The organism is Pseudomonas sp. PB120 (assembly GCF_009761815.1).
GTDB lineage: Bacteria > Pseudomonadota > Gammaproteobacteria > Pseudomonadales > Pseudomonadaceae > Aquipseudomonas.
The window spans coordinates 1-25,741 of the sequence record NZ_RWIN01000082.1 but is presented as its reverse complement, the minus strand read 5'-3'; the positions used below and the strand labels follow the sequence as shown (position 1 = coordinate 25,741).

General features: G+C 60.2%; 24 protein-coding genes and 1 pseudogene. 5 read left to right on the top strand and 20 right to left on the bottom strand.

Going from position 1 to position 25,741, the window contains the following annotated elements; translation table 11 throughout:
* Positions 1-9 precede the first annotated feature (9 nt).
* Positions 10-1,596, bottom strand: a complete 1,587-nt coding sequence (gene glgA / locus EJA72_RS15950) for a glycogen synthase GlgA (protein WP_157712388.1) — start codon at positions 1,594-1,596, stop codon at positions 10-12.
* A gap of 558 nt (positions 1,597-2,154) precedes the next feature.
* On the opposite strand from glgA, the gene EJA72_RS15945 reads away from it, so the two are divergent.
* On the top strand, positions 2,155-2,967 hold the full coding sequence (locus EJA72_RS15945; protein ID WP_157712387.1) for a crotonase/enoyl-CoA hydratase family protein: 813 nt from the start codon (positions 2,155-2,157) through the stop codon (positions 2,965-2,967).
* Between the two features lie 7 nt (positions 2,968-2,974).
* Complete coding sequence (nudC, locus tag EJA72_RS15940; RefSeq protein WP_157712386.1) at positions 2,975-3,805, top strand: NAD(+) diphosphatase; 831 nt, start codon at positions 2,975-2,977, stop codon at positions 3,803-3,805.
* Here the strand turns inward: nudC and EJA72_RS15935 are convergent.
* From EJA72_RS15935 to EJA72_RS15900, 8 genes are all read right to left on the bottom strand, one after another.
* Positions 3,773-4,552 carry a TSUP family transporter gene (locus EJA72_RS15935; RefSeq protein ID WP_157712385.1) on the bottom strand — a complete coding sequence of 260 codons (780 nt, stop codon included), beginning with the start codon at positions 4,550-4,552 and terminating at the stop codon, positions 3,773-3,775. The two genes, nudC and EJA72_RS15935, sit on opposite strands and share 33 nt — an antisense overlap.
* 269 nt (positions 4,553-4,821) lie before the next feature.
* Positions 4,822-5,946 (bottom strand): FAD-binding oxidoreductase, encoded by a 1,125-nt coding sequence (locus EJA72_RS15930; protein ID WP_157712384.1) that lies wholly within the window; start codon positions 5,944-5,946, stop codon positions 4,822-4,824.
* Position 5,947: 1 nt separating this feature from the next.
* Positions 5,948-7,021: an aromatic ring-hydroxylating dioxygenase subunit alpha gene (locus tag EJA72_RS15925; protein ID WP_157712383.1), complete on the bottom strand. Its 1,074-nt coding sequence runs from the start codon at positions 7,019-7,021 to the stop codon at positions 5,948-5,950.
* A 223-nt stretch (positions 7,022-7,244) separates the two neighbouring features.
* Positions 7,245-8,354, bottom strand: a complete 1,110-nt coding sequence (locus EJA72_RS15920; RefSeq protein WP_157712382.1) for a DUF2817 domain-containing protein — start codon at positions 8,352-8,354, stop codon at positions 7,245-7,247.
* A gap of 24 nt (positions 8,355-8,378) precedes the next feature.
* Positions 8,379-9,146, bottom strand: a complete 768-nt coding sequence (locus tag EJA72_RS15915; protein ID WP_157712381.1) for an ABC transporter ATP-binding protein — start codon at positions 9,144-9,146, stop codon at positions 8,379-8,381.
* A 27-nt stretch (positions 9,147-9,173) separates the two neighbouring features.
* The gene (locus EJA72_RS15910; protein WP_157712380.1) at positions 9,174-9,887 is read right to left on the bottom strand and encodes an ABC transporter permease; all 714 of its coding nucleotides are present in this window, start codon (positions 9,885-9,887) and stop codon (positions 9,174-9,176) included.
* The gene (locus EJA72_RS15905; protein WP_157712379.1) at positions 9,884-10,573 is read right to left on the bottom strand and encodes an ABC transporter permease; all 690 of its coding nucleotides are present in this window, start codon (positions 10,571-10,573) and stop codon (positions 9,884-9,886) included. Before EJA72_RS15905 ends, EJA72_RS15910 begins: the two co-directional genes overlap by 4 nt.
* Before the next feature lie 135 nt (positions 10,574-10,708).
* A complete protein-coding gene (locus EJA72_RS15900) occupies positions 10,709-11,479 on the bottom strand; it encodes an ABC transporter substrate-binding protein (protein ID WP_157712378.1) in 771 nt (256 codons plus the stop codon).
* Between the two features lie 212 nt (positions 11,480-11,691).
* Between EJA72_RS15900 and EJA72_RS15895 the strand changes: the two genes are divergently transcribed.
* Positions 11,692-12,621 (top strand): LysR substrate-binding domain-containing protein, encoded by a 930-nt coding sequence (locus EJA72_RS15895; RefSeq protein WP_157712377.1) that lies wholly within the window; start codon positions 11,692-11,694, stop codon positions 12,619-12,621.
* A gap of 84 nt (positions 12,622-12,705) precedes the next feature.
* A complete protein-coding gene (gene hutC / locus EJA72_RS15890; protein WP_178129390.1) occupies positions 12,706-13,458 on the top strand; it encodes a histidine utilization repressor in 753 nt (250 codons plus the stop codon).
* A 23-nt stretch (positions 13,459-13,481) separates the two neighbouring features.
* On the opposite strand, the gene hutC (EJA72_RS15885) is transcribed toward hutC (EJA72_RS15890), so the two are convergent.
* The 9 genes from hutC (EJA72_RS15885) to hutH form a co-directional block, all read right to left on the bottom strand.
* Positions 13,482-14,219 carry a histidine utilization repressor gene (hutC, locus tag EJA72_RS15885; RefSeq protein WP_157712376.1) on the bottom strand — a complete coding sequence of 246 codons (738 nt, stop codon included), beginning with the start codon at positions 14,217-14,219 and terminating at the stop codon, positions 13,482-13,484.
* Positions 14,219-15,355: a histidinol-phosphate transaminase gene (gene hisC / locus EJA72_RS15880; RefSeq protein ID WP_157712375.1), complete on the bottom strand. Its 1,137-nt coding sequence runs from the start codon at positions 15,353-15,355 to the stop codon at positions 14,219-14,221. Before hisC ends, hutC (EJA72_RS15885) begins: the two co-directional genes overlap by 1 nt.
* Positions 15,352-16,191, bottom strand: coding sequence for an amino acid ABC transporter ATP-binding protein (locus EJA72_RS15875; RefSeq protein WP_306109999.1), 840 nt, complete (start codon positions 16,189-16,191; stop codon positions 15,352-15,354). Before EJA72_RS15875 ends, hisC begins: the two co-directional genes overlap by 4 nt.
* Positions 16,192-16,256: 65 nt before the next feature.
* Positions 16,257-16,928, bottom strand: coding sequence for an amino acid ABC transporter permease (locus tag EJA72_RS15870; RefSeq protein WP_157712374.1), 672 nt, complete (start codon positions 16,926-16,928; stop codon positions 16,257-16,259).
* A complete protein-coding gene (locus EJA72_RS15865; protein ID WP_157712373.1) occupies positions 16,925-17,584 on the bottom strand; it encodes an amino acid ABC transporter permease in 660 nt (219 codons plus the stop codon). The genes EJA72_RS15870 and EJA72_RS15865 overlap by 4 nt, the downstream gene beginning before the upstream one ends.
* A gap of 74 nt (positions 17,585-17,658) precedes the next feature.
* Complete coding sequence (locus EJA72_RS15860; protein WP_157712372.1) at positions 17,659-18,495, bottom strand: transporter substrate-binding domain-containing protein; 837 nt, start codon at positions 18,493-18,495, stop codon at positions 17,659-17,661.
* 140 nt (positions 18,496-18,635) lie between these two features.
* Entirely contained in the window at positions 18,636-20,012 is a 1,377-nt protein-coding gene (locus EJA72_RS15855; protein ID WP_157712371.1) for an FAD-binding oxidoreductase, read from the bottom strand.
* A gap of 4 nt (positions 20,013-20,016) precedes the next feature.
* The gene (locus tag EJA72_RS15850; protein ID WP_157712370.1) at positions 20,017-21,213 is read right to left on the bottom strand and encodes an alpha-hydroxy acid oxidase; all 1,197 of its coding nucleotides are present in this window, start codon (positions 21,211-21,213) and stop codon (positions 20,017-20,019) included.
* A gap of 80 nt (positions 21,214-21,293) precedes the next feature.
* Positions 21,294-22,823 carry a histidine ammonia-lyase gene (hutH, locus tag EJA72_RS15845; RefSeq protein ID WP_157712369.1) on the bottom strand — a complete coding sequence of 510 codons (1,530 nt, stop codon included), beginning with the start codon at positions 22,821-22,823 and terminating at the stop codon, positions 21,294-21,296.
* A gap of 417 nt (positions 22,824-23,240) precedes the next feature.
* Between hutH and EJA72_RS15840 the strand changes: the two genes are divergently transcribed.
* Entirely contained in the window at positions 23,241-24,203 is a 963-nt protein-coding gene (locus EJA72_RS15840; protein ID WP_157712368.1) for an isopenicillin N synthase family oxygenase, read from the top strand.
* 154 nt (positions 24,204-24,357) lie between these two features.
* Here the strand turns inward: EJA72_RS15840 and EJA72_RS15835 are convergent, their stop codons facing one another.
* On the bottom strand, positions 24,358-25,302 hold the full coding sequence (locus EJA72_RS15835) for an electron transfer flavoprotein subunit alpha/FixB family protein (RefSeq protein ID WP_157712367.1): 945 nt from the start codon (positions 25,300-25,302) through the stop codon (positions 24,358-24,360).
* Positions 25,303-25,304: 2 nt separating this feature from the next.
* Positions 25,305-25,741: pseudogene (locus EJA72_RS15830) on the bottom strand (electron transfer flavoprotein subunit beta/FixA family protein); the annotation flags it as partial.

The window sequence follows — 25,741 nt, the reverse complement described above, 5'->3', positions numbered from 1 at the left end:
AACCTCTGATTATTTGTGGCCTGATTTACCCAACGCCTTGGCGACCAGTTGTTCGTAGAGTTCGGCGTACGGTTCGACCGCTTTGCACCAGTTAAAAGGTGCAGCCATCGCACGGCAGCGCATGGCGTGGAGCAGGTCGGGAAACGCGAACACCTTGAAGGCCCGGCTCAGCGCTTCTTGATAGCTTTCCACCGTGGACTCGTCGAAGAGGAACCCCGTGACACCGTTTTCGATGGTGTCGGCCAAACCGCCGGTATTGCGGGCAACCGGCAACGAACCGAAACGCTGGGCGTACATCTGGCTCAAGCCGCAAGGTTCGTACCGCGAAGGCATCAGCAGGAAGTCGCTGCCGGCAAACATGCGGCGGGCATCGGTTTCGTTGAAACCGATGCGCACACCGATCTGTCCGGGGAAACGCAGGGCCAGTTCACGCATGGCTTGTTCTTCTTCCGGCTCGCCACGACCGATGATCGCGATCTGGCCGCCGTTCTTGACGATGTATTCGGAGACGGCTTCGGTGAGGTCCAGGCCTTTCTGATACACCAGGCGCGAGACCACGGCGAACAGCGGGCCTTCGGAGTCGTCCAGGCCGAACAGTTCCCGCACATGCGCGGCATTCACGGCCTTGCCTTCCCAGTCACCAATGCTGAACGGGCGGAACAGGTGCGTATCGGTGGCCGCATCCCAGCTCTCGTCAATGCCGTTTGGAATGCCGCTGAGCAAACCTTGCTGGGTCTTGGCTGCGAGAAAACCGTCGAGGCCGCAGCCGAAGGCCGGGGTGGTGATTTCCTGGGCGTAGGTGGCGCTGACCGTGGTGATGTGGCTCGAATAGGCCATGCCGGCCTTGAGGTACGACATCTTGCCGTAGAACTCCATGCCTTCCTGCTGCAGGGCATGGGCTGGAATGCCCAGCTCCGGGCACGAACCCAGGCTGATCACGCCTTGATAGGCCAGGTTATGGATGGTGAACAGCGTCGGGGTGCGCTGGCCACGCCAGTGCATGTAGGCAGGCGCGAGGCCGGCCGGCCAGTCATGGGCGTGCACCAGGTCCGGGCACCAGTGGATTTGTGCCAGGTTGGCGGCAATATCGGCGGCGGCCAGGCCCAGGCGGGCAAAGCGGATGTGATTGTCCGGCCAGTCGCGACCGTTATTGGCGCCGTAAGGCGAACCCTCGCGCTCGTAGAGCTCGGGGCAGATCAACACGTAAATGACCAGACCGTCGGGCATGTCCATGCGCCCGATCTTGCACGGCGGCAAGGCCGCATGCCCACCCAGTTCACCAATGATGTGAATCGGGTTTTCGCTGTGCAGCACCTGCGGATAGCCTGGAATCAGCACGCGCACGTCGTGCAAATGCGACATGGCCCGGGGCAGGGCGGCGGAAACGTCGCCCAGACCACCGGTTTTCACCAGGTCGGCGATTTCCGAGGTCACGAACAGCACTTTCTTTCTGTTCGGATTCTGACTGACAGCCGGTACAAGCGTCCGGGTGCCGGGAGCGATGACCGATTGGGCAGCTGGCGCACTCACGGCGTTCGAATCGCCGACCTGCTGATGAGCACGCTCTCCCTGAATATCTAAAGCCGCACTGATCATATGAATCTCCCGTGTTGTTGATCTAATTCTCAGGTCTGACAAAAACGGTGTTTCATGGCCAAGTCCTGTGGCCGGGCGCAAACGCGCGACACATCGTTGAGCAAACGCTCCCAATGTGTTGAAGCAGAATGGCTGGAGTCGTCGTTGCAAGGATTGCACCAGTGGCAACGCACCTACCTTTCAGAGGACCGACCACAAACAGCAAAAGTTTCGATTTTTTTTACACTTTGTGACCGGCCGGTTTTGCCCCGCGAAAATGAGTCTAGGCCAGAACTTAGAGCGGTAAAGCGAGAATGGCAAAATTGTTCGACAATCGGTTCAAAGCGGTACGGACGTACCGGAACGGGACAAAATCGCCCCGACGAAGTGCATGTTTTTTTGCTTTTTTGCCCTAAAAAGTAATCTGGCAGTCACATGAATGTGCAACGCATAAAAGGGCCTCGCACTGTTGTGGTGCGCGCTAGGGTCCCGCTTTTGGCCGAACCGCTGCCTTACTGCCAGACCGGATGCCTTGTTATAGTTCCGGCCTTATTTTTTGCCCGGTAAAGGATCACTGCCATGACTCAGTACACTGCGTTCACCGTCGAACTGGCCGACAAAATCGCCCATGTGCAGATCAATCGCCCGGAAAAAATCAACTCGATGAATGCCGCCTTCTGGAGCGAGATCATCGAGATCTTCCAATGGGTGGAGGACACCGACGAAGTTCGCGTGGTGGTCCTCAGTGGTGCAGGCAAGCATTTCTCGTCCGGTATCGACCTGATGATGCTGGCCGGGGTCGCCAATGAACTGGGCAAGGACGTCGGCCGCAATGCCCGCTTGTTGCGCCGCAAGATCCTGGCCCTGCAAGCGTCGTTCAATGCGGTCGACAACTGCCGCAAGCCGGTGCTGGCGGCGGTTCAGGGTTACTGCCTGGGCGGCGCGATCGACCTGATTGCTGCGTGCGACATGCGTTACGCCGCCGAAGACGCGCAATTCTCGATCAAGGAAATCGACATCGGCATGGCGGCGGACGTCGGCACCTTGCAGCGCTTGCCGCGAATCATTGGTGACGGCATGCTGCGTGAACTGGCTTACACTGGTCGCACCTTTGGTGCCGAAGAAGCGCGCGGCATGGGCCTGGTCAATCGCGTCTACAGCGATGCCGCCAGCCTGCTCGACGGCGTCATGGGCATTGCCCGCGACATCGCCGGCAAATCGCCGATTGCGATCACCGGCACCAAGGAAATGATCAGCTACATGCGCGACCATCGCATCGACGACGGCCTCGAATACGTCGCCACCTGGAACGCCGCCATGCTGCAATCCACCGATCTGCGCGTGGCCATGGCCGCCCATATGAGCAAACAGAAACCCGAATTTCTGGATTGATTGAAAAATGACTTCACGCTGGACCACCGCAGTACTGGACACCGATCAACCCGGCGGCTGGGCCGTGGCGCGCAGCCCCGAGGGCTTTCTGTTCGACGACAATGGCGCGCTGTTCCCCCGGGAATGGCTCAAGCGCCAGGACCTGTCGATCCTCGCTGAGCACGGCATCGGCCATCTGGATGGCGAACCGGTTTACCTGCTGGAGCTGCGCAGTCACAGCGACGTGCCGGGCTGCAACTGGAAAGGCCTGCGGGCGTTCATGCTGGAAGGCGATCACACGGTCTACAAGGTGCTCGGCTACGCGGCGCAAATCGGCACCTGGGCCCGCGAGCACCGTTTTTGCGGCAACTGCGGGCAGGCCATGACGCAGGTGCCGAGGGAGCGGGCGATGCATTGCCAGCCGTGCGATTTGCGCAGCTATCCGCGCATTTCACCGAGCATGATCGTGCTGGTGACCCGTGGCGATGAAGTGCTGCTGGCCCGTTCGCCGCGTTTCGTCAGCGGGGTCTACAGCACGCTGGCCGGGTTTGCCGAGCCGGGCGAGTCGGCGGAGGACTGCCTGATTCGTGAAGTGCGTGAAGAAGTACAGATCGAGGTCAAGAACATCCAGTACCTGGGCAGCCAGTGCTGGCCGTTCCCGCACTCGATGATGCTGGGTTTTCACGCCGAGTACGCGGGCGGCGAGATTGTCTGCCAGGAAGACGAGATCGAAGACGCCCAGTGGTTCAACGTGCATGAGCTGCCGCCGTTGCCGGCGTCACGCTCGATTGCCCGTTACCTGATCGACGTCTACGTGGCGCGGCGGTTAGGCCACGCTGAACCAGTGCTGCCAGGCTAGGCGCACCGTCAGGCCCAGCACCACAGTGATGAACACCGGGCGAATGAATTTGGCGCCGCCGCTGATCGCGGACCGTGCGCCAAAAAACGCGCCCACCATCACCGACAGGCCCATGCACAGGCCGATGATCCAGTCCACTTGCCCGGAAAACACGAACACCGACAGCGCCGCAATGTTGCTGACGAAGTTCATGCTGCGCGCCACACCGCTGGCCTTCACCAGGTCAATGGGGTACATCAGCAGGCTGCTGACGGTCCAGAACGCACCTGTGCCGGGACCGGCCACGCCGTCATAGAAGCCGAGGCTGAAGCCTTGGGTCGATTGCCACTTTTTCTTGATCGGTGCGTTGCTGTCCAGCGGCGCTTTTGGCGTTCCACCGAACAACAGGTACACGCCGCAGGCGAAGACGATCACCGGCAGCATCTTGTTCAACCATTCGGCCGGCAGGTAATGCGCGACGATGGCGCCGGTCAGTGCGCCGACCAGGGTGCCGACGATGGCATGCACCCATTGCCGAGGATGAAACAGCTTGCGGCGGTAGAAGGTGAAGCTGGCGGTGGCCGACCCAAAGGTCGAGCTGAGTTTGTTGGTGCCCAGCACCAGGTGCGGCGGCAGGCCGGCAGTCAGCAGCGCCGGGGTGGTCAACAGCCCACCGCCGCCGGCAATGGCGTCGATGAAGCCGGCAATGAAAGCGACAATGGCCAGAATGGCCAGGGTGGTGAGGTCAACGCTGAGTTCGAAAGGCATGGAATCGGCTTATTCGGCGGGGTGCAGGGAAGGGCTGCGGGGAAGGGGCGATATCTTACCTTTATCCGGCTCCTGCGGCGACGGGTCTGGCCCCATCGCGAGCAGGCTCGCTCCCACATTGATTCTCCAGCGCTCACAAAATCCCTGTAGGAGCGAGCCTGCTCGCGATGGCGTCCGCCCAGACAACACCGTCCCAAGTGTTGCCGAGCCAACAGCACATCAGCAAATCATCCCGCCAGCCAACAGCAAAAAACCTGGCTTGCAGCCGATCACTGCCGCAAATCCACGGTCACGGCAGAGGTAGGGCGGGTGCAACAGAGCAGAATGCTACCGCTCTGAGGTTCATCCAGCGGCGTTTCGACATACTCGACGGAGCCTTCGCGAAGGCTGACCTGACAGGTATTACACAAGCCCGCCCGGCAATTGAAGGCCGGTGTCAGGCCGGCCTGTTCGGCCAGTTCGAGCAGTGACTGGCAACTCTCGTCCCAGGCCACGCGCGTACCGGACGGCAGAAATTCCACGGTCAGCGCACCTTCAACCGGCGCCGTGGGTTCAGGCGTGGCCAAGGGCGCCGTCGCGATGACTTCATCCTCTTCGAGTACCGTCGCGGGGCCGAAGAATTCATAGTGGATACGCTGGCTCGCAATCCCAAGGTCGCGCAACAGACGCCAGTTCGCCTGCATAAAGAGCCTCGGCCCGCACAGGTAAACGTCGTAGTCGTCCAATGGAAGCAGCCGTTGCAAGGTTTCCCGACTGACCAGGCCCTGGCTGTGAAAAACACCCTTGGCCAGATCGTCTGCCTCCGGGTTGCGGTAGCAGAAATGCACATGGATCCCCGGGCGACGGCTGGCCAGTGCCAACACCTCGTCACGAAAGGCATGCACGGTTCCACTTTCACAGGCATGAATGAAAAACACCGGACGCGAAGAATGACGGCTCAGCTGATGCAGCATGCTGAGCATCGGCGTGAGCCCCACGCCGCCGCTGAACAGCACAACTGGCCTTGGGCTCTCTTCGTCGAGCACGAAGGTGCCGGTGGGGCCGGCGATCTCCAGCGAGTCGCCGACCTGTACGGCATCATGCAAGTGATTGGACCCTTGACCCGGTGGCAGCTCGGGCCGGTCGAACGGTGCCGGTTCGCGCTTGACCGAAATGCGTAAGCGCGAGGGGTCATTGGCGTCACCGGAGAGGCTGTAATTGCGCAACGCGGTCACGCCATCTCCCAGCGGCAGGCGAACAATCAGAAACTGACCCGGACGAAATCGCAGGGTGGAAAACCCGTCGGTCGCTGTCAGGACGAACGACGTGATGACGGCACTTTCCTGAATCTTCTCCATGACCCGGAACGTTTTGAAGCCTGTCGAAGCGGACGGCGTTTGCAATTGAGTCCCCATCTCATGCCTCCGTCTTTTGTTCCGCAACGTGCCGTTGGGTCAGCGGAATCAATTGGCCTGTCTGCTCCTGTGCAATCAATTTTTCCAGGTTGCGGCGGAAACGCAGCGGACCGGAGTCGGAGGCCAGATCAATGTTGGGCGTGCGTTTGTTGGCCATCCCCTTGTGCACGGCCGTCAGGACGACTCGATCTTCAGCAAAGGCGTGGCGCACGTCCTCGTCGAACTGGCGTGACACCTCCTCGTTTTCGGTATCGAAGTTACGCACTTGAAACCAGTAATAGCGCGTGTTCGATTCGTCGATGGGGGTCATGAAGTTGTAGGAGTTCATCAGGAACACCTGTTCGTGCATTTCTCCTTCGTCAGAACCGGTGCCGGCGGGGGTGAACAGGGCCTTGATAATGGCCTGGGAAGGGTAATGCACTTCGTAATGCTGCTTGCGATCACACCGTCCACTGAACGTGACGAACTTGGCGTAGAACGGCGCCACTTCGACATCGCGCATCCACCGCGAAACGATCACGCCGACGTCGGTGACGGTGGTCTTAAGCGGTTCTTCGGCGCAGGCCGCGTTGCCGAAGGACGATTGATGCACCCAGGCGACATGCGCTGGGTCCAGCAAGTTGTCGGTCATGTACAAGTAATTGCACGGGATGATCATGCTGTCGCCACGATTGAGGCCCCATGCCGGGTCACCCCATTCAGGCACCTCGCAAATTCTGGATTCGTCTGCCAGTTCGAGATCGCCCATCCAGATCCAGATCAAACCGTAGCGGACGGCGAGGGGGTAGCTGCGCACTTTGGCGCCTTGGGGAATGCGTTGGCTACCCGGCGCGCGGACACAGCTGCCCGAGCAGTCGAAGGTCAAGCCGTGGTAACCGCATTCAATGTCATCACCCTTGCGGCGTCCCATGGACAGCGGCAACTTGCGGTGCGGGCAGGCATCTTCGAGGGCGACCGGCGTGCCGTCACTTTTGCGGTAAAGCACCACGGACTCACTGAGCAGCGTGACCGGATAGAGATCTTCACCCAACTCGGCTTCACTGGCGGCCACGTACCATGCGTTTCGTAAAAACATGGGGGTTCTCCTTGTTGTTGTGTTGTTCGCGTTTGCTGGCGAACGATGGCTAGCGAGGCGTTCAGGTTACGAGGAGGGGATTGAGTGAGAATAGATGTCTAAATCTGTTCGTTTATTTAGTTTGGCTAACATGACTGGCATTGAAAAAGTACGACGAACAAACGCATTCAAGACCGCGCAGGGCAGTCTTGAATGGGAGAGGTTTGAGGGGGGCAGCAGGGTTTTACGGTTGAATGAGTGGCAACGCCGCCAAGGCGCGCTCCCAGATCTGTCGTGTGCGCAGCCACACCAGGGCTTGCCAGTCCGGATCGGCCGGGTAGAACTGTTCAAGCAGCTTCAGCTTTATTTGCCCGGCCACTGGCTCGGCCAGATCCCCGTGCAGGTGCAGCCAATGGTCGTCGCGCAAAACGGTATGGATCTGTTCTCCGGGATACGTGCCGCATTCAATCACGAACGGCATCAGGTGCACGTCCGGCAGCGCTTCAATGATGGCGTGTGACGTGTACCCCGTGGCTGTTGCCGCCACGCCGGTGTCACTCTGGCTGCCAGGCCCGGTGATCAAGGTGTACAGCCACGGCCCATAAATGGCCTGGGCATCGCTGAACGCCGGGTATTCGGCCTGGGCAATCGTCATCAGCATCGGGTGGCCATAGTCCCCGGCGCCGGTGTGAAGGTCAAAACACATGACCACCCGGGTGTGGCTCAGGTGCTCCCGCAAAATCCCGTGCAGGGTTTTGTTCGTCCAGCTCGCCGATTGCCCGCCGTAGAACAGGCCATCCGGGTGGTGATACTGGCCGGCTTCGACAATCGACATCACCGTTGACCAGCCCTCGGTCTGGACGCGATCGTTGAGCTGCGCATTGGCATATTCGCGTGCGGGTCCCAGCCGCTGTTCACAGGCATAAACCCCGTGCAACGCCTCGTATTGCCGGTTCTCCGGCAGTCTCCCCGTGAAGTCCAGGTAGTTGCGATTAAGGTCGATATTGTCTTCATTGACGCGGCGCATCCACGCCGTGCCCCAGGGATTGACGAGGTGGATCATCAGGACCGCGACATCAGGCGGCAGGGACCTTTCGCCGAACTCCAGCAGCCATTTGATCTGGCAGTTCGAGCCATAGAAGCCTTCAACGCCGTGGGTGCCGCTGATCGCGACCAGCACTCTGCTGGCCTGCGGGTCGCCAAGCCAGGTGACATCGGTACTCAATGGCTCGCCAAATGGCCCCTTCAAGGGGTGAGGGTAAGTGGTCAGGTTGGCCCCGGCAGCCTTGGCAGCCGCCAGGAATTGCTCACGTTGGTTGTTGAAACTCGGGTGCGTGGGGAAACTTGCGCTCATGGTTGCCTCATATCGAACGTAGCATTACTTCAAACGACCGGAGAGAAACTGCGTCAACCGCTCACTTTTCGGATTGACCAAGACGTCGCCGGGATGTCCTTCCTCTTCCACCCGGCCTTGGTGCAGGAACATGACGTGGTTGGAAATGTGCCGGGCAAAGCCCATCTCGTGGGTGACCACCACCATGGTCCGGCCTTCTTCTGCCAGCGCTTGCATCACTTTCAACACTTCGCCGACCAGTTCCGGGTCGAGCGCCGAGGTCGGCTCGTCGAACAGCATCACTTCCGGCTCCATCGCCAGCGCACGGGCGATGGCCACGCGCTGTTGCTGGCCGCCCGAGAGGTGCGAGGGGTATTTACTGTCGACGCTGGCATCCAGGCCAACTTTGCGCAGGTACTGGTGGGCACGCTGCACAGCGTCCTTGCGCTTGATGCCAAGGACATGAATGGGCGCTTCGATGATGTTTTCCAGCACCGTCATGTGTTGCCACAAATTGAAATGCTGGAACACCATCGACAGCTTGGTGCGAATTTTTTGCAGTTGGTGCGGGTCGGCCACACTCATCGCGCCGTTGATGTCTTGCCGGGTGCGGATCTCTTCGTTGTTGACGCTGATTCGCCCCGCACAGGGCTGCTCGAGGAAGTTGATGCAGCGCAGGAAGGTGCTCTTGCCCGACCCGCTCGAGCCGATGATGCTGATGACGTCACCGGCCTTGGCTTTGAGCGACACACCCTTGAGGACTTCGTGGGGACCGTAATTCTTGTACAGCTCATCGATGCGTAATTTGTACATGTTCGATGCTCTCCAAATGACGGCAAATCAATGCGCTTGAGGTTGCAGGAAGGCCAGCCAGCGAACTTCGCAGCGGCGAAAGAACCAGACCAGGACAAACACCATCAGGGCGTAAAACATCGCCGCCAGACCGAATGCCTCGAAAGTGGAATAGGTCGCTGAATTCACATCCCGGGCGACCTTCAGCAAATCAGGCACGGTGGCCGTGAAGGCGAGGGTGGTGGAATGCAGCATGAGGATCACCTCATTGCTGTAGTACGGCAGCGCACGACGAAGCGACGAGGGCAGGATGATTCGTCGGTACAAGGTGAAGCTGGACATGCCATAGGCGCGCCCGGCTTCGATTTCACCGTAAGGCGTCGCGCGGATCGCGCCGGCGAACACCTCCGTGGTGTAGGCGCAGGTGTTGAGGGCAAAGGCCAGCAAGGTGCAGTTGATGCCTTCGCGGAAAAAGGCATTGAGCTGCGGTTGATCGCGGACCATCTCCAGGCTGTAGACCCCGGTATAAAGCAGCAGCAACTGGATGTATAACGGCGTGCCCCGAAACACATAGGTATAGAACCAGACCGGCCCACGGATGAAGGGGTTGCGTGAGACCCGCGCCACGGCCAGGGGCACGGAGAGGACGCCGCCGATGGCGATGGACACGACCAGCAACCACAAGGTCATGGCAACGCCGGACAGTTGATAGCCATCGAACCAAAGGTAGGACTGCCAATACTCCTGCAAGATGCCGATCATAACTGTGCCCCCCTGACGCCGGCCGAGTAGCGGCGTTCAAGCCACAACAACACGCCGTTGGACAGGGTGGTAATCGCCAGGTAGATCAGAGCACCAATCAGGCTAAAGAAGAACAGGCGCATCGAGTGTTTGCCGGCGTCCTGAGTGACCTTGACGATATCGATCAGGCCGATGATCGAGACCAGCGCGGTGGCCTTGATCAGCACCTGCCAGTTGTTGCCGATGCCGGGAAGCGCAAAGCGCATCATTTGCGGAAACAGCACCCGCATGAACAGTTGCCGACGGCTCATGCCATAGGCGATGGCGGCCTCCAGTTGGCCGACAGGCACTGACTGAAAGGCCCCGCGAAACGTCTCGGTGAAATAGGCGCCGTAAATGAACCCCAGGGTAAACACGCCGGCCACAAACGGGTTCAGGTCAATCTGTTGGACGTGCAACCATTCGGTGAAAACGTTCAGCAAAATTTGCAGGCTGTAAAACAGCAGCAACATGATCACCAGATCAGGGACACTGCGGATCAGCGTGGTGTATCCGGTTGCCAGCACTCTCAGCGGTCGATGGCTGGACAGTTTTGCCGACGCGCCTATCAGGCCGAGCGAAACCGCCAGTAACATCGAGAGCAACGCCAACTTGATGGTTGCGAATGCACCTTCAAGAATCAGCGCACCATAACCCTGTAAAAACATGGTCTGTCTCTCCTTCGGCAATAGCGATCCACAGACCGCCTATTTAGAGGATTGGAAGTCAGGGGGATTTTCGGGGGGCAGGGGCAGGCTCTTGATCACCGCAGCAAGGCGATCAGAGCCTGCGAGGACGACGCGTCAGTTGTAGATGTCGAAGGTGAAGTACTTTTTCTGGATGGCGTCGTACGTGCCGTTCTTGTGTATTTCCGCCAGGGCGCCATTGATGGCGTTGATCAGCGCCTCGTCATTCTTGCGCAGGCCAATCGCGATCCCCTGGCCCAGCAGCTCTTCGTGCTGGACCGTGTCGCCGGCAAAGGCGAACCCGTTGTTTTGCGGTGTCTGCAAAAAGCCGATATCCGCGACGACCGCGTCAGTCAGGGTGGCGTCGATTCGACCGCTGACCAGGTCCGGGTAAAGCAGGTCCTGATTGGTGTAGGACACCATCGTCACGCCATGGGGTGCCCAGATGGCCTTGACGTAAGCCTCCTGGGTGCTGCCTTGGGCGACACCGACGCGCTTGCCCTTGAGCGACTCGACGGTGGGCAGCAAACCGCTGTCAGCCTTGGCGATCAGGCGGTTGGGTGAGTTGTAGAGCCGGTCCGAGAACGCGATGTTTTCCTTGCGCTTTTCGTTGACAGTCATCGCCGAAAGAATGCCGTCGAATTTCTTCGCCTTGAGTGCCGGGATGATGCTGTCGAAGGCGACCTCCACCCACACGCACTTGACCTTGAGCTGGGCGCAAATGGCGTTCCCCAGGTCAATGTCGAAACCGACCAGTTGACCGCTGGGTTCCTTCGATTCGAAAGGCGCGAACGTCGGGTCTACGCCGAAGCGGATCGCGCTCAAATCGTTAGCGAGGGCGCTGCTCGACGCGAGAGCGAATAACGTGGCGAGAATGATTTTTTTCATTTTTCTTTGCCTTATTTTTCGTCATTGGAATGTGCAATGTGCGGATGCAAGGTCGTGGTGCAAGGCTGATCCGGTCTGTTTTCACTGCCCACGGGGCAAGCAGTGACAGGACCAGAATACGAGAGTCTGAACATTCGAAAAGATGTGAAAAGCTGTTGCATTGTGTAGCTCAGCTAAAGTATTAATCGGCGGCTGTTTTTCTGGAGATGCCGATGAACAACTTGCCCTCTCTGCGTGCCGTGCAGGTGTTTGAAGCGGTCGGGCGCTTCGGTGGAATTGTCGAAGCGGCCCGGCGCCTGGGCATTTCGGCGGGCGCGGTCAGCCAGCAAATGAGGTTGCTCGAAGACAGCCTGGGCTTGAGTCTGACCTTCCGCGTCGGCAAGCGTATTCGCCTGACCGCCGCCGGCCAGCGTTATCACGACAGCTGCGTGGCAGCCTTTGAAATGCTGCGCATTGCCCAGGTGGAAGTCGAACGCGCAAAGAGCGCCACCAACCTGCGGATCAGTGCATTGCCCTCGCTGCTTTCAGAGTGGCTGGCACCGTTGATCTACACCTGGCAAAGCAATCACCCGGAAGTGAACCTGTTCCTGGACGGCAGCCATGCCGAGCCCGCACCGGACGGCTATGAAATCGATTTTCGGGTGACCTATGGCGATTACGGCGCCAGTGAGCACGCCATCGAACTGTTCCGCGATTGGGTCGTTCCCGTCTGCAGCCCGAATCTGTTGCAGGCCGACAAGCCGCTGCGGACGCCGGCGGATTTGTTGGCTTATCCATTGCTGTCGATTGATTGGTTGCCTAAATTCGCGTCCCCGCCTTCCTGGCGCGATTGGTTCAGCACCCAGCAGGTCGACAGTTCGCAGATATGTGACGGGTATCGGGTCTACTCCTTGTCATCCATGGCCATTCAGGCGGCGATCCTCGGGCAGGGCGTTGTACTGGCGCAATACTCGATGATTGCCGACGCTTTGACCGATGGGCGTTTGATCATGCCGTTCGCACAAGGGCTGCAGATGCCTTCGTCGTATTTTCTGGTGGGGGCCAAAGATGTTTTCGATAAAGCGCACTGCCGTGATTTCCATCGATGGCTGGTCGCTCGTGGGCGGGATCAAATGGCGGTGAGTAAGCAACTGTTGACCTGACCATCAGCGCCGTACATCAACCCCAAGGCGTTCGTATAAACTAGCGCTTCCGCTCGCAGGAGCCCTCTGAAAATAGGAGTCATTGTGTCGACCACTGTCAATGGCAAGCCACCCCTTGAGTCTTTGACGATTGAAAGTCCCTCTCCGTTGTACGCCAGGGTCAAGCAAGCCATTGTGCAAAAGATCCGCTCGGGGGACTGGCTGCCAAACTCGAAATTGCCATCGGAAAGCGAGCTGCTCAGCTTGTTGGGGGTCAGCCGCATGACCATCAACCGCGCCTTGCGAGAGCTGACCATCGAAGGGTTGCTGGTGCGCATGCAGGGTGTCGGGACCTTTGTCGCGGAACCGAAGGGGCATGCCGCGCTGTTCGAGATCCATAACATTGCCGAAGAAATATCGGCGCGCGGGCATACCCATCGCTGTGAGGTGATCACACTTGAAGAGGTGCCCGCCAAATCTTCGTTGGCGCTGCCCTTCGCACTGGACGGTGTGCCGCGACTGTTTCACTCCCTGGTCGTGCATTACGAGAATGAAGTGCCCGTGCAGATCGAGGAGCGGTTCGTCAACGCACAGGTGGCCCCTGACTACCTGAATCAGGATTTCACCAAAGTCACGCCCTATGCCTATCTGATTCAGTTGGCGCCGTTGACCGAAGGCGAGCATGTGGTCGAAGCGATTCATGCCAAGTCGGTGGAGTGCCGATTGCTGCAGATCAAACGCAATGAGCCGTGCCTGCTGATCCGTCGGCGTACGTGGTCGGCGAAAGGTCAGGTCGGCAGTGCACGACTGGTCTACCCGGGCTCCCGGTATCGACTTGAAGGAAAGTTTGGCAATTGATCTCTGACGGCAACTAATGGCCGTCAGCTGTCCCGGTGCGCACCATTGACCGGCAGGCGGCTGCCCAGGCGATACCGTGAGGAGGGATGGACCAGGCGCACATAAGTGACGATCTTGCTCTGGCTCCAGGTGCGACGCATCAGCACCAGGCACGGTTCGTTGGCGTCGATCTGCATGTGCTTGCTTTCGTCGCTGCTCGGGTGGCTGGCCTCGACGATGTGTTCCATTTCATCGGGCCGCAGCACCTGCAGCAGGTAACGGGCCGGTTGCAGGTGTTCACCAAACTCCTGCTGCAGGAATTCCGGTATCAGCTCCGGATTGACGTAACGATCCTCGAGCTGCACCGGGACGCCTTCCTCGCTGTGCACGCAAATCAAATGAAACACCGATGAGCCGGTGGGCAGCGCCAAGGCGGCGGCCACCGCCATCGACGCGGACTCGCGCCCCAGGTGCAGGACGCGGCACGTGTAACGGTGTCCCCGGGAAATGATTTCGTCAGCGATGTTGGTGATGCGCAGGAGGTTCGATTGCGGTTTGCTTTCGGCCACAAAGGTTCCTACGCCCGAAATACGGACCAGGTGGCCTTCTTCGGTCAGCTCGCGCAATGCACGGTTGACCGTCATGCGCGACATGCCCAGTTCCTGCACCAGCCGGTTCTCTGAGGGGATCAGGTCGCCGGGTTTCCAAACGCCCGCGCGAAGCTGGCCTTGCACGAAATCCTTCGCGCGCCGATAGAGCGCTTGCGGTGCATTTTTGATCATTAGTCGGTCCGAATGGCTTGTGCGGCAAGGACATTTGCCAGTGCCTGGAGGAAAAGGTCGTTATCCTCACAGCTTCCGATGGATACCCGCAAGTGCTGCAAATAGCCGGCTTCGCGCCAGGGCTTGATGATGACCCCTTCGCGCAGCAATGCCTGGTTGATGACTTCGGCAGGATAGGGCGTGGTGAAGTACAGAAAGTTCGCCATGGACGGTGCGGTCGAGATGCCTTGTTCCTGCAGCGCGACGGTCATCCGCCGGCGTTCGCTGGCGACATGGGACAGGCAGGCTTGCAGGTACTCATCGTCGGCCAGCGCTGCAACCGCTGCCGCCTGGGCCACGCGGTTAACGTTGAAGGGCGTGCGCAGGCGGTTGATCAGGTCGGCCAGCAGCGGATCGCTGACGATGCCGTAGCCGACGCGCAAACCCGCCAGGGAATAAGCCTTGGAGAAAGTCCGCAGCAGAATGAACGGTTTGCCGCTGGCCTGAATCAAGCCCAGGCAATCCGGGTATTCCGCCTCCCATTGCGCGTACTCGTAATAGGCCTCGTCGAACACCAGCAAACACTGGTCGGGCAAGGCGTCGAGCAACTGCTGCAACTCATCGGCCGTCAGGGTGCAGCCCACCGGGTTGGACGGGCATGAAAACATCAGCAAACGCGTGCGCGGCGTCAGCGCGGCAATCATGCCGGCCACGTCGAACGTGCCGGCGTCGGTCATCGGTACGCCCACCACCCGGGCACCGGCGGCCATCGGGTAGATAAAATGCAGGCCGAAGGACGGCACCACGGTGACCACTTCGTCGTCGTGATCGAGAAACACCCGGCTGATCACGCTGAGCAAATCTTCCGAGCCGTTGCCGAACACCAATTGATCTTCCGGTACGTCGAGCTTGTTCGAGAGTGCGGTGCGCAACGCCTGGCACCCGGCATCGGGGTACAGCGCAATCTCGCCGCAAGCCTGGGCCATCGCGGTGGTGACGGCGCGTGCCGGGCCCATGGGGTTTTCATTGCTGCCCAGTTTGGCGACGCGGGTCAGGCCGAAACGCTTTCGCACCGCATCCGAGCCGAGGCCGGCGTTATAGCTGGCCAGGTCTCGCACTTCCGCGCGGGCCAGCAGGTTCAGGTCGTTGGAATTCATACCGGGCTAACCTCTTTGGTGTCTTGCCAGAAAGCGTTGCGATCCAGGTAGTTCTGCAGGAATTGCTGCAGACGCGGCTGTTCGGCGTTGTGAAAGATTTCGTGCGGGGTGCCATGGGCGACCACCTGGCCGTGATCGAGGAACACCACCGAGTCGGCGACCTGGGCGGCGAAGCCCATTTCATGCGTGACCACCACCATGGTCATGCCTTCCTTGGCGAGGGTTTTCATGACCTGCAGCACTTCGCCGACCAGCTCCGGGTCGAGGGCCGAGGTGGGTTCATCGAACAGCATGATGTGCGGTTCCATGGCCAATGCCCGGGCGATCGCCACCCGCTGTTGCTGGCCACCGGACAGCTGCGCCGGATAAGACGTGGCTTTATGGGCCAGGCCGACTTTGTCCAGCATCGCCATGGCGCGTTGCTTTGCCTCATCGGCCGACAATTTGCGCACACGCAGCAAGGCTTCACTGACATTGCCCAGGGCAGTCATGTGCGGCCACAGGTTGAATTGCTGGAAAACCATGCCGACATTGCGCCGCACCTGATTGATCTGCGACTGGGCCGCGCGCTTGCGGCCCTTGCCGTTCTCGGGCACCCAGCCCAGCAGTTGGCCTTCTATGTAAATCTCGCCCTCGTCGTATTCCTCAAGAAACGCCATGCTGCGCAGCAGGGTGCTTTTGCCCGAGCCCGAGGGGCCGATCAGGCACACCACTTCAGAATGCCGGACCTGCAAGTCGATACCCTTGAGCACGCGCAGGTTGCCGAAGCTCTTGCCGACGTTCTGCAGTTTCAGCATCGGCTCGCTCGTGTCGGAAAGTGTCTTGGACGTCTTCATCGCTTCACCTGATTCGTTCAATACGGATGAGTGTGGCGCCGCTGTGGGCGTCGATTGGAAGTGACTCATCGCGGCTGCTTCTGCATAAACCGCCCCACGCGGGTTTCCAGCAACATGCCCAACCGTGAGCAGGCTTCCACCAACAGCAGGTAGCCGATGCACAGCACCAGCAGGGTTTCGACAAAGGCAAAGGTTTCCGAGCCAATGCCGGTGAGGACCATGGTCAGTTCGGGGATGGTGATGATCGACAGCACGGCCGTTTCCTTGCACAGGATGGTGACCAGGTTGACCAGCGCGGGCAGGATGATCACCAGCATTTGCGGGATCTGGATGCGGGTGATGCATTGCAGGCGGGTGATGCCCAGGCAGTCGGCGGCTTCAAGTTGCCCGCGGGCAACGGATTCAAAACCGGTGCGGAAAATTTCCGCGAAGTACACGCTGCCATAAATGCCCAGGCCGAGAATGCCGGCTGGAATGGGGTCCAGGCTCAGGCCGAACGACGGGCCGCCGTAGTACACCAGGAACAACTGCACCAGGAACGGCGTACTTCGAATCATCTCGATGAACGCCCGTAACGGGGCGCGCACCAGGCGGTTGCCGAACAACTGGGCGACCGCGATCAACAGGCCCAGCATCAGGCCCAACGCAACGCCGGCAGACCAGGTGCCGAGGGTGACCATGAAGCCTTGTCCGATGTCGCCGAGGTGATCGGTGATGATCGTGGGATCGAAGATCATGCGCTGCGCTCCTTCAGATGACGTTCCAGCAGGCCGCCGAAGAACGCCAGCGGGATGTTGATCAGGCAATAGAAGCCGGCCAGCATCAGGTAGTCCTGAACGAACATGTAGTCACTGGCCGCAATGTTCTGGGCCGTGCGGGTCAGGTCGGCCAGGCCCACCACCGACACCAGCGACGACGCCTTGATCAGCAGGATCATTTCGTTGACCAGCGCCGGCAAGGTCAGGCGCACGGCCTGCGGGACGCGGATGCGCACCAGCATTTGCCCTGAAGTCAGGCCCAGCAAACCGGCGGCTTCCAGCTGGCCTCCGGGAATGGCGAGAAAGCCACCGCGCATGATTTCAGCAATATAGGCCCCTGCCGCCAGGGACAGGCCAATCACCGCCGCCACCATGGGCGACACGTTGGGCAGGCCGATACGCGGCAGGAAGTAATAAATGAACAGCAGTTGCACCAGCAGCGGAATGCCGCGGAACACAAATATGTAGGCGCCACCCAGGCGCCTGAGCACGGGTATGGGTGACAACCGCAGACTGCCCACGATCACCCCGATGACAAAACCGATGGCCAGTGCGGCGACGGAGATCTCCAGGGTCACGAGCAGGCTGTCCAGCAACAGCGGCAGGTTTTGCAGCAGTAAAGGCCAATCAAACATCGTCGTGCCTCCGCAGGGATGAATCACCGGCTCGGTTGAGCCGGCATTCCGTTCAACGAATCAGCAAGCCTCGTTTACCAGGTCGGTTCGAAGTCAGCTTTTGGCACGTCCATTTCCACACCCAGCCATTTCTTTTGCAGGGCGGCAAGACGACCGTCCTCGTGCATTTTCAGCATCGCGCTATCGAGCGCGGCGATCAGGCTGTTGGCGTCTTCATCCTTGCGGCCCAGGTAGGCGAAGTAGGACTTCTTGCCGAACGGAGGCAACACCACTTTGTACTTGTCCGGGTGCTGGGCGGCGACGTAGGAGATATTCGGCAGGGAGTTGGCGACCGCGACGATGCGCTTGGTGCCCAGTTCTGCGTACGCCTGGTTGTTGTCGATGTATTCACGAACGTCGACTTTCCCCGGGAGGGTGGCGGCGAAGGTTTTCAGTTCTTCGAGCTGTGCCGAGCCCTTGCCGGCGCCCACGACTTTGCCGGCGATGTCTTCAGGCTTGTTGACCGGGCTGTCCTTGGCGCTGACCAGCAATGCAACCGTGGCCTCGGCAATCGGCATCACGAAATGGTAACGCTCCTTGCGCGCCTTGGTGACGATGATCGGGCCGGCGACGATGTCGAATTTCTTGGCTTCCAGCCCCGGCAGTACGCTTGGCCATGGCAGGTCCATGAAGCGGACCTTGACCCCCAATTCTTTGCCCAGCTGTTCGAACAGCTCGGAGTTCAGGCCTTTCTGTTTGCCGTTCTCGGTGAAATCGAAAGGTGCAAATTGCAGCTCGGTGCCCACCACCAGTTCACCGGACTTTTTCACATCGGCCAGTTGATCGGCCTGGGCCGTCATGCAGATGCCAGCCAGGGCCAGGGCGATGCACAGACCATTGAATTTTTTACTGAACAGAGAATCGAGTTGCATGGTGTAACTCCTTCGTCAGGTACAGCGAGGTTATGGTGTGTTGGTTCTCGTTATGCGTTGCGGTTGGTTCATGACAGCGTCATCGGATACCGCTACAGCAGTTAACGTGCCAGAGCGGTATATACAGCTTGAATTTCAGCTTAGCCGAGGATTTTTCCGGGGTTGAGAATGCCGTGGGGATCGAAGCAATCCTTGAGTTGCTGCATCGCCTGGCGGGCCTCGGGGCTGACCGAATGATGGAGAAATTCGCGCTTGAGCAGGCCGATGCCATGTTCCGCAGAGACCGATCCGCCCAGTTCGCCAACAGCGCTATAGACAAGTTCCTCGACCTCAAGAAGGGGGGCAGGCTGGGGCAGCGACGCGCAGTCCACGGTCAGGTGCAGATTGCTGTCACCGATGTGGCCGAAATACACACTGCGGTTGCCTGGCCAGCGTTGCTCCAGGCGCTGGCGGCAGCGTTCGGCGAAGTCGCCGATCAGGCCGATGGGCAGGCTGACGTCAAAGTTCAAAGGGGGCATGCGCATGGGGAATTCGCCGGTGGCTTCGCGAATCTTCCACAGTGCGCGGGCCTGGGTCTGGGAGCTGGCCTGTACCGCATCGACCACTTCACCGGCGGCGAAAGCCTCTTCCAGTGTCTGCTCAAGCATCTCCCGAGGGCTGGCGCATTCGAGCAGGACATACAGCGGATGGTCGAGCGACATCGGCGCGGTCGGGTTTTCCAGCCAGGAAACCCCCAGGCGGAAGAAGTCCTGCCACATCAACTCATAGGCTTGCGGCGTCCCGACACTGCGCTGCACCCGGCGCAGCAAACTCACCGCGCTGGCGTAATCGGGCAGGGCGCACAGCAGCGTGGTGGTTTCGCCGGGCTGGGGCGCGAGCTTCAAAACCGCGCGAGTAATCACCCCAAGGGTGCCTTCGCTGCCGATGAAGCACTGTTTCAGGTCATAACCGCAGTTGTTCTTGATCATCTTGTTGAGCAGATTTAGCACCCGGCCATCGGCCAGGACCACTTCCAGTCCGAGGACCAGGTCGCGGGTCATGCCGTAGCGAATCACCGCATTACCGCCGGCGTTGGTGGCGATGTTGCCGCCGATCTGGCACGAACCACGGGCGCCGAGATCCAGCGGGAAAACGAACCCGGCATCGAGCACGGCTTGCTGGATTTCTTGCAGCGTGGTGCCGGCCCGGACGGTGATGGTCGCCGCGGCAGGGTCGATTTCTTCGATGCCGCGCAGGCGCTCCAGGGACAGGGCTATGTTTGTTGCGCGGGGCACGGCGCCGCCGGCCAGCCCGGTCATTCCGCCTTGGGGAACCACCGACTGACGGGCGTCGTTGCAGATGCGCAAGGCACTCGCGACCTGTTCCGTGGTGCGCGGCAGCAACAGCGCGGCAGGGCAGGCCGGCGCATGGCCGGTCCAGTCGCTGTAGTGCCTTTGACTGATATCGGCACCCGTGAGTACCGCGGCATCACCCAGCGCCAGGCGCAATTGTTCGAGGGTCTGTTGCAAATCGTTCATCGGTTCAACTCACGGTGAAGGATGTGGAGGAGGTCGTGTACAGCGAGCGACGGTGAAGCTGGTTCAGGTCCGGCGTGCCGAGCAGCGACAGGGCCAGGCGCAACTCCTGCGAGAGCAGGTCGAGCGCATGGCCGGCACCGGCCTGGCCGCCGACGGCGACGCCATACAAAGTAGCGCGCCCGAGCAGCACTGCGTCAGCACCGAGAGCACAGGCTTTAAGAATGTCGGTGCCACGGCGAATGCCGCTGTCGAGCAGCAGCGTGAGCTTGCCCTTGGCAACGGCGGCAATCGCCGGGAGGCAGTCGATGCTCGCCGGGACGCCGTCCAATTGCCGGCCGCCGTGGTTGCTGACCACCAAACCATCCAGGCCCAGCGCGACGGCTTTCTCGGCGTCCGCCGGGTGCAACACCCCTTTGAGCAACAGCCGTTGTGGCCAGTGGTCGCGCAGGCGGGCGAGGGCGTCCCAGTCGAGGCCGGTGTCCATTTGCGAGCCGATGAAATGGGCGGCGCCTTCGACAGTACGTTGCCCGGCCGGCAGATACCGTTCGATGTTACCCATGCTTGGCAGGCCATGAGGCCACAGGGCCTGGGCCATCCAGCGTGGATGAGCGAGCACGTCGAGCTTGTTGCGCAGGCTCAGTTGCCGGGGGCGGACAAAGTTGCGTTTGTCCCACTCGCGATTGCCCAGCAGCACCGCATCGCTGGTCAGCAACAAGGTCTGGCAGCCGACGGCGGCCGCACGCAACAGCAAGTCTTCCTGGACCTTTGGGTCACGCAGGCAATACAGCTGGAACCAGAGATTGACGTCGGGCACCGCCGTTACCACTTGCTCCAGGGAACTGGTGGAAACGGTGCTCAAGGTAAAGGGCAGGCCACGCTCGGTGGCGGCGCGGGCCAGGTGAATATCGGCGTCGCGATACAGCATGGCGTTGTAGCCGGAGGGGCCGATTGCGATCGGCAGCGGCACCTCACGATCGAGCAGCCAGCGTTGGGGTTGCGTGGCAGTGCAGGGCACCAGGGTCTGCGGCAGCAGGGCAATGTCCGCGAAGCCTTGACGGTTGCGGCGCAAGGTCACCTCTTCTTCGGCACCGCCCTCCAGGTATTCCCAGGCGAAATGCGGCAAGCGTCGGCGGGCCATCACTGCCAACTCGGCAATGCTGTGTGCTCGACGATAGTCCGGGCCTGAATAATAACGGCGCATGGCATATCCCATCGGCTACGAAAGAGTAGGTGTTCGCCGCCGTCATGCCGCGGCGAACGGGTTTGGCTCAGGTGTACGGATCAGGCATACAGGCGTTCGGCAGGCAGCCACTGAATGAACGCCGCGTTCTCGACCCAGGCGCGTGCAGCGGCGATGTCCGGGGCGAAATAACGGTCTTCATCGTAGTGAGCCACTTCACGGCGAATCATCGCCAGCACTTCGCAGAGCTTTTGCGAAGTCTGCAGCGGCGCATGCAAATCCACGCCTTGAGCGGCACCCAACAGTTCGATGGCAACCACCGCGCTGCTGTTGCCAGCCATGTCCAGCAAACGACGTGCCGCAAAGGTCGCCATCGAGACATGGTCTTCCTGGTTGGCCGAGGTCGGCAAGCTGTCGACCGACGCCGGGTGCGCCAGGGTTTTGTTCTCCGAAGCGAGGGCGGCAGCGGTGACCTGGGCGATCATGAAGCCGGAGTTCAGGCCGCCTTCGCGCACCAGAAAGGCCGGCAGGCCCGACAGTGCCGGGTCCACCAGTTGGGCGATGCGCCGCTCGGACAAGGCACCAATTTCGGAAATGGCCAGGGCCAGCACATCGGCGGCCATGGCGACCGGTTCGGCGTGGAAGTTACCGCCGGAGAGCACGTCGCCATCGGCACAGAACACCAGCGGGTTATCCGAGACGGCATTGGCTTCGCGCAGGAAAACCCCGGCGGCGAAGCGCATGTGATCCAGGCACGCGCCCATGACTTGCGGCTGGCAACGCAGCGAGTAAGGGTCCTGCACACGGTCGCAGTCGCGATGGGATTCGCGGATTTCACTGGTGGCCAGCAGTTCGCGGTAGAACAGCGCGACGTCGATTTGCCCCGGCTGTCCGCGTACCGCCTGGATGCGCGGGTCGAACGGCACGTCCGAGCCTTTCAGCGCTTCAACGGTCAGGCTGCCGGCGACGACGGCCGCGCTGAACAGTTTTTCGCAGGCGAACAGGCCACGCAAGGCCAGCGCCGTCGAAACCTGGGTGCCATTGATCAGCGCCAGGCCTTCCTTCGGACCCAGCACCATCGGTTCAAGGCCGGCAATCGCCAGGCCTTCGACCGCATCCATTTCACGGCCTTCATGACGCACCCGGCCGACGCCGATCAGCACGGCGGACATATGCGCCAATGGCGCCAAGTCGCCCGAAGCGCCGACGGACCCTTGGGACGGAATGCACGGGTAAACCCTGGCGGCATAGAGCTTGCTCAGGGCCTGGATCACTTCCCAGCGAATCCCGGAAAAACCACGGGCCAGGGAGCCGACCTTGAGCGCCATGATGAGCGCGACACTGGCATCGTCCAGCAGCGGACCGGTGCCGGTGCAGTGCGACAGCAGCAGGTTGCGCTGCAGTTTGGCCAGCGATTCGGTAGGAATGGACGTCCGTGCCAGCAGGCCGAAACCGGTATTGATGCCGTACACCGTGCGCTGATTGGCGATGATTTCGTCTACTGTACGAGTACTGGCATCGACGACGTCGCGTGCGGCCGGGTCCAGTTCAAAAGGACGCTGCAGCTGATAAATGGCGCGCAACTGATCGAGGGTGAGTTGACCGGGTTTGAGCTGCAAGGGTGCGTGCATTGTAAGTGTCCTGAGGTCAGGGTGATGGGAAGCAGGGTGGCGATATGTTCCTGTATATACAGGTAAGGCAAGATGCAGGCCAAATTTTCGATCCCACGCTCAAATCAGCATTCCAGACCTATTGGTCGGGAGTGGGAGAGAAATTTATGCGGGCGATTTACCATGACCCTGTAACCGAAGGTTGCACCAGTTGTGGGCGTTCTGCTCCTTGCTGGGGCGAAGGGAAACGGGTGGGTAACAGATTGGAGGATGACCTTTCGTCGCAGTATAAGTGGAGATTCGCCTTAGCCCGAGGCTTGCGGGTCTCTGCACAGAGAGGCGGCACGGTAAATGCTATGACCTGTATATACCGGCCAGTCAGCCTTCGACAAAGCCGCTATCCAGCCACTGCTGTATTTACCTAATGTAGGAGTGAACATGACCTCTAGCACCAATCTGCCCCTGATCGACATGACCGGCGTACGCGAAGGTGATCAGGCAAGCATTCGTCGGGCCGGTGATGCCATTCGAAAAGCCTGTAGCGAAGTCGGCTTTTTCTACATCGTCAATCACGGTGTCCCTCAGCCAGTGATCGACCGGGCCATGGCGGCCGCTGCGCAGTTCTTTGCGTACCCGACCGAGGTCAAGCGGCAAGTGGCGGTGAACAAGCGGCATCGGGGCTGGCATGCGCTGGGTGGGGCGACCATGTACGAAGCCACCAAGCCCGACCTCAAGGAGTTTTTCAGTATCGGCCTGGAGTTGGCGGAGGATGATCCGTGCGTTGTTGCCGGCGAGGCGTTGCGCGGGCCGAATCAGTGGCCGGAATTCATGCCGGAGTTGCAGGACGCCTTGTCCGAGTACTATTCGGAAATCGGCAAGGCCGGGGCCGACTTGCTCAGGGCTGTGGCAGCAGGGTTGGGGATCGACGAGGACTTCTTCGTGGACAAATACACCAAGCCGTTGCAACGCACGCAGATGGTCTATTACCCGCCACAACCGCCGCAGGCCGAGGCTGACCAGTTCGGTGTGGCCCCGCACACGGATTACGGGTGCATTACCTTGCTTTATCAGGACAACAGCGGCGGGTTGCAGGTGCGCGAGCTGGGCTCCAACCGTTGGATCGAGGCCACGCCGATTCCCGGCAGCCTGGTGGTTAACGTGGGAGACCTGTTGGCGCATTGGTCCAATGATCGCTTTCGTTCGACGCTGCACCGGGTGATCAACGCGTCAGGTCATGAGCGGTATTCCATCGCAACGTTCTACGATCCGACTTACGGTGCAGGCGTTGACCCCTGTGATTTGGGGATCGATCCGGCGTTGAGTCTCTATCCGCCGGTGGCGGCGGGGGATTACATTCTCAAGCGTATCGATGACTCCATGGCCTATCGCAAAAAAGCCTAGCGAGAACCCCTGTAGGAGCGAGCCTGCTCGCGATGGACGTCAACGATGACGCGTTCATTTTGGAAAAACGCGGCGTCCTTGAGTTCATCGCGAGCGTGCTCGCTCCTACAGAAGATCAAAAAAAGCCCGGCCAGAAGGTCGGGCAATGTGTTGATCAGACCAGCGTTTCCAGCTCGGGAATGGCTTCGAACAAGTCCGCCACCAGGCCGTAATCGGCCACCTGGAAGATCGGCGCTTCTTCGTCCTTGTTGATCGCAACGATCACTTTGGAGTCTTTCATGCCGGCCAGGTGCTGGATCGCGCCGGAGATACCGACCGCGATGTACAGCTGTGGAGCAACGATCTTGCCGGTCTGACCGACCTGCATGTCGTTGGGTACAAAACCTGCGTCGACCGCGGCGCGGGAAGCACCGACGGCAGCGCCCAGCTTGTCAGCCAGGGCGTACAGGTGTTTGAAGTTGTCGCCGTTCTGCATGCCGCGACCGCCGGAAACGACGATTTTGGCTGCGGTCAGTTCCGGACGATCGGACTTGGCCAGCTCTTCGCCAACGAAGCTCGAAGTGCCTGCGTCGTGAGCGGCCGCAACCGCTTCAACGGAAGCCGAGCCACCGTCAGCGGCAACCGGGTCGAAACCGGTGGCACGCACGGTGATCACCTTGATCGCTGCGTTCGATTGAACGGTGGCGATGGCGTTACCGGCGTAGATCGGGCGCTTGAAGGTGTCAGCGCTTTCAACCGAAATGATCTCGGAGATCTGGTCAACGTCCAGCTGGGCGGCAACGCGCGGCAGGATGTTTTTGCCGTTGGAGGTCGCGGCAGCCAGGATGTGGCTGTAACCCTTGCCCAACTCTGCCACCAACGGTGCTATGTTTTCTGGCAATTGGTGTGCGTAAGCGGCGTTGTCGGCCACCAGCACTTTAGCCACGCCAGCGATTTTCGCAGCGGCTTCAGCCACGGCGCCAACGCCCTGGCCGGACACCAGAACGTGGATGTCACCACCGATTTTGGCGGCAGCAGCCACGGTGCTCAGCGTGGCCGGGGCCACTACTTTGTTGTCCTGCTGGTCGGTTGAATAGTCAGCAATAACCAAGATAGTCATGTTCAGATCACCTTCGCTTCGTTCTTCAGTTTCTCGACCAGTTCAGCCACCGACTTGACCTTGATACCCGCGCTGCGTGCTGCAGGCGCTTCGACTTTCACGGTCTTGTTGGTGGAGGCGGTGGAAACGCCCAAATCGTCCGCAGTCACTACTTCGAGAGGCTTCTTCTTGGCTTTCATGATGTTTGGCAGGGACGCATAACGCGGCTCGTTCAAACGCAGGTCGGTGGTGACGATGGCCGGCAGTTTCAGGGAAACTGTCTGCGCGCCGCCGTCGATTTCGCGGGTCACAGCAACGCTGTCGCCGCTGATGTCAACTTTCGACGCGAAGGTGCCCTGACCGTAGCCGCTCAATGCAGCAAGCATCTGGCCGGTCTGGTTGTTGTCGCTGTCGATGGCTTGTTTGCCCAGGATCACCAGCTGAGGCTGTTCCTTGTCGA

Coding starts and splice junctions, on each gene's coding strand:
- EJA72_RS15895 (WP_157712377.1), top strand. CDS start 11,692: ATGAACAACTTGCCCTCTCTGCGTGCCGTGCAGGTGTTTGAAGCGGTC.
- EJA72_RS15920 (WP_157712382.1), bottom strand. CDS start 8,354: ATGAGCGCAAGTTTCCCCACGCACCCGAGTTTCAACAACCAACGTGAG.
- EJA72_RS15850 (WP_157712370.1), bottom strand. CDS start 21,213: ATGCGCCGTTATTATTCAGGCCCGGACTATCGTCGAGCACACAGCATT.
- hisC (WP_157712375.1), bottom strand. CDS start 15,355: ATGAATTCCAACGACCTGAACCTGCTGGCCCGCGCGGAAGTGCGAGAC.
- EJA72_RS15835 (WP_157712367.1), bottom strand. CDS start 25,302: ATGACTATCTTGGTTATTGCTGACTATTCAACCGACCAGCAGGACAAC.
- EJA72_RS15945 (WP_157712387.1), top strand. CDS start 2,155: ATGACTCAGTACACTGCGTTCACCGTCGAACTGGCCGACAAAATCGCC.
- EJA72_RS15855 (WP_157712371.1), bottom strand. CDS start 20,012: ATGAACGATTTGCAACAGACCCTCGAACAATTGCGCCTGGCGCTGGGT.
- EJA72_RS15875 (WP_306109999.1), bottom strand. CDS start 16,191: ATGAAGACGTCCAAGACACTTTCCGACACGAGCGAGCCGATGCTGAAA.
- EJA72_RS15935 (WP_157712385.1), bottom strand. CDS start 4,552: ATGCCTTTCGAACTCAGCGTTGACCTCACCACCCTGGCCATTCTGGCC.
- hutH (WP_157712369.1), bottom strand. CDS start 22,823: ATGCACGCACCCTTGCAGCTCAAACCCGGTCAACTCACCCTCGATCAG.
- hutC (WP_157712376.1), bottom strand. CDS start 14,219: ATGATCAAAAATGCACCGCAAGCGCTCTATCGGCGCGCGAAGGATTTC.
- EJA72_RS15930 (WP_157712384.1), bottom strand. CDS start 5,946: ATGGGGACTCAATTGCAAACGCCGTCCGCTTCGACAGGCTTCAAAACG.
- EJA72_RS15870 (WP_157712374.1), bottom strand. CDS start 16,928: ATGATCTTCGATCCCACGATCATCACCGATCACCTCGGCGACATCGGA.
- EJA72_RS15915 (WP_157712381.1), bottom strand. CDS start 9,146: ATGTACAAATTACGCATCGATGAGCTGTACAAGAATTACGGTCCCCAC.
- nudC (WP_157712386.1), top strand. CDS start 2,975: ATGACTTCACGCTGGACCACCGCAGTACTGGACACCGATCAACCCGGC.
- EJA72_RS15925 (WP_157712383.1), bottom strand. CDS start 7,021: ATGTTTTTACGAAACGCATGGTACGTGGCCGCCAGTGAAGCCGAGTTG.
- EJA72_RS15900 (WP_157712378.1), bottom strand. CDS start 11,479: ATGAAAAAAATCATTCTCGCCACGTTATTCGCTCTCGCGTCGAGCAGC.
- glgA (WP_157712388.1), bottom strand. CDS start 1,596: ATGATCAGTGCGGCTTTAGATATTCAGGGAGAGCGTGCTCATCAGCAG.
- EJA72_RS15860 (WP_157712372.1), bottom strand. CDS start 18,495: ATGCAACTCGATTCTCTGTTCAGTAAAAAATTCAATGGTCTGTGCATC.
- EJA72_RS15865 (WP_157712373.1), bottom strand. CDS start 17,584: ATGTTTGATTGGCCTTTACTGCTGCAAAACCTGCCGCTGTTGCTGGAC.
- EJA72_RS15910 (WP_157712380.1), bottom strand. CDS start 9,887: ATGATCGGCATCTTGCAGGAGTATTGGCAGTCCTACCTTTGGTTCGAT.
- EJA72_RS15905 (WP_157712379.1), bottom strand. CDS start 10,573: ATGTTTTTACAGGGTTATGGTGCGCTGATTCTTGAAGGTGCATTCGCA.
- EJA72_RS15840 (WP_157712368.1), top strand. CDS start 23,241: ATGACCTCTAGCACCAATCTGCCCCTGATCGACATGACCGGCGTACGC.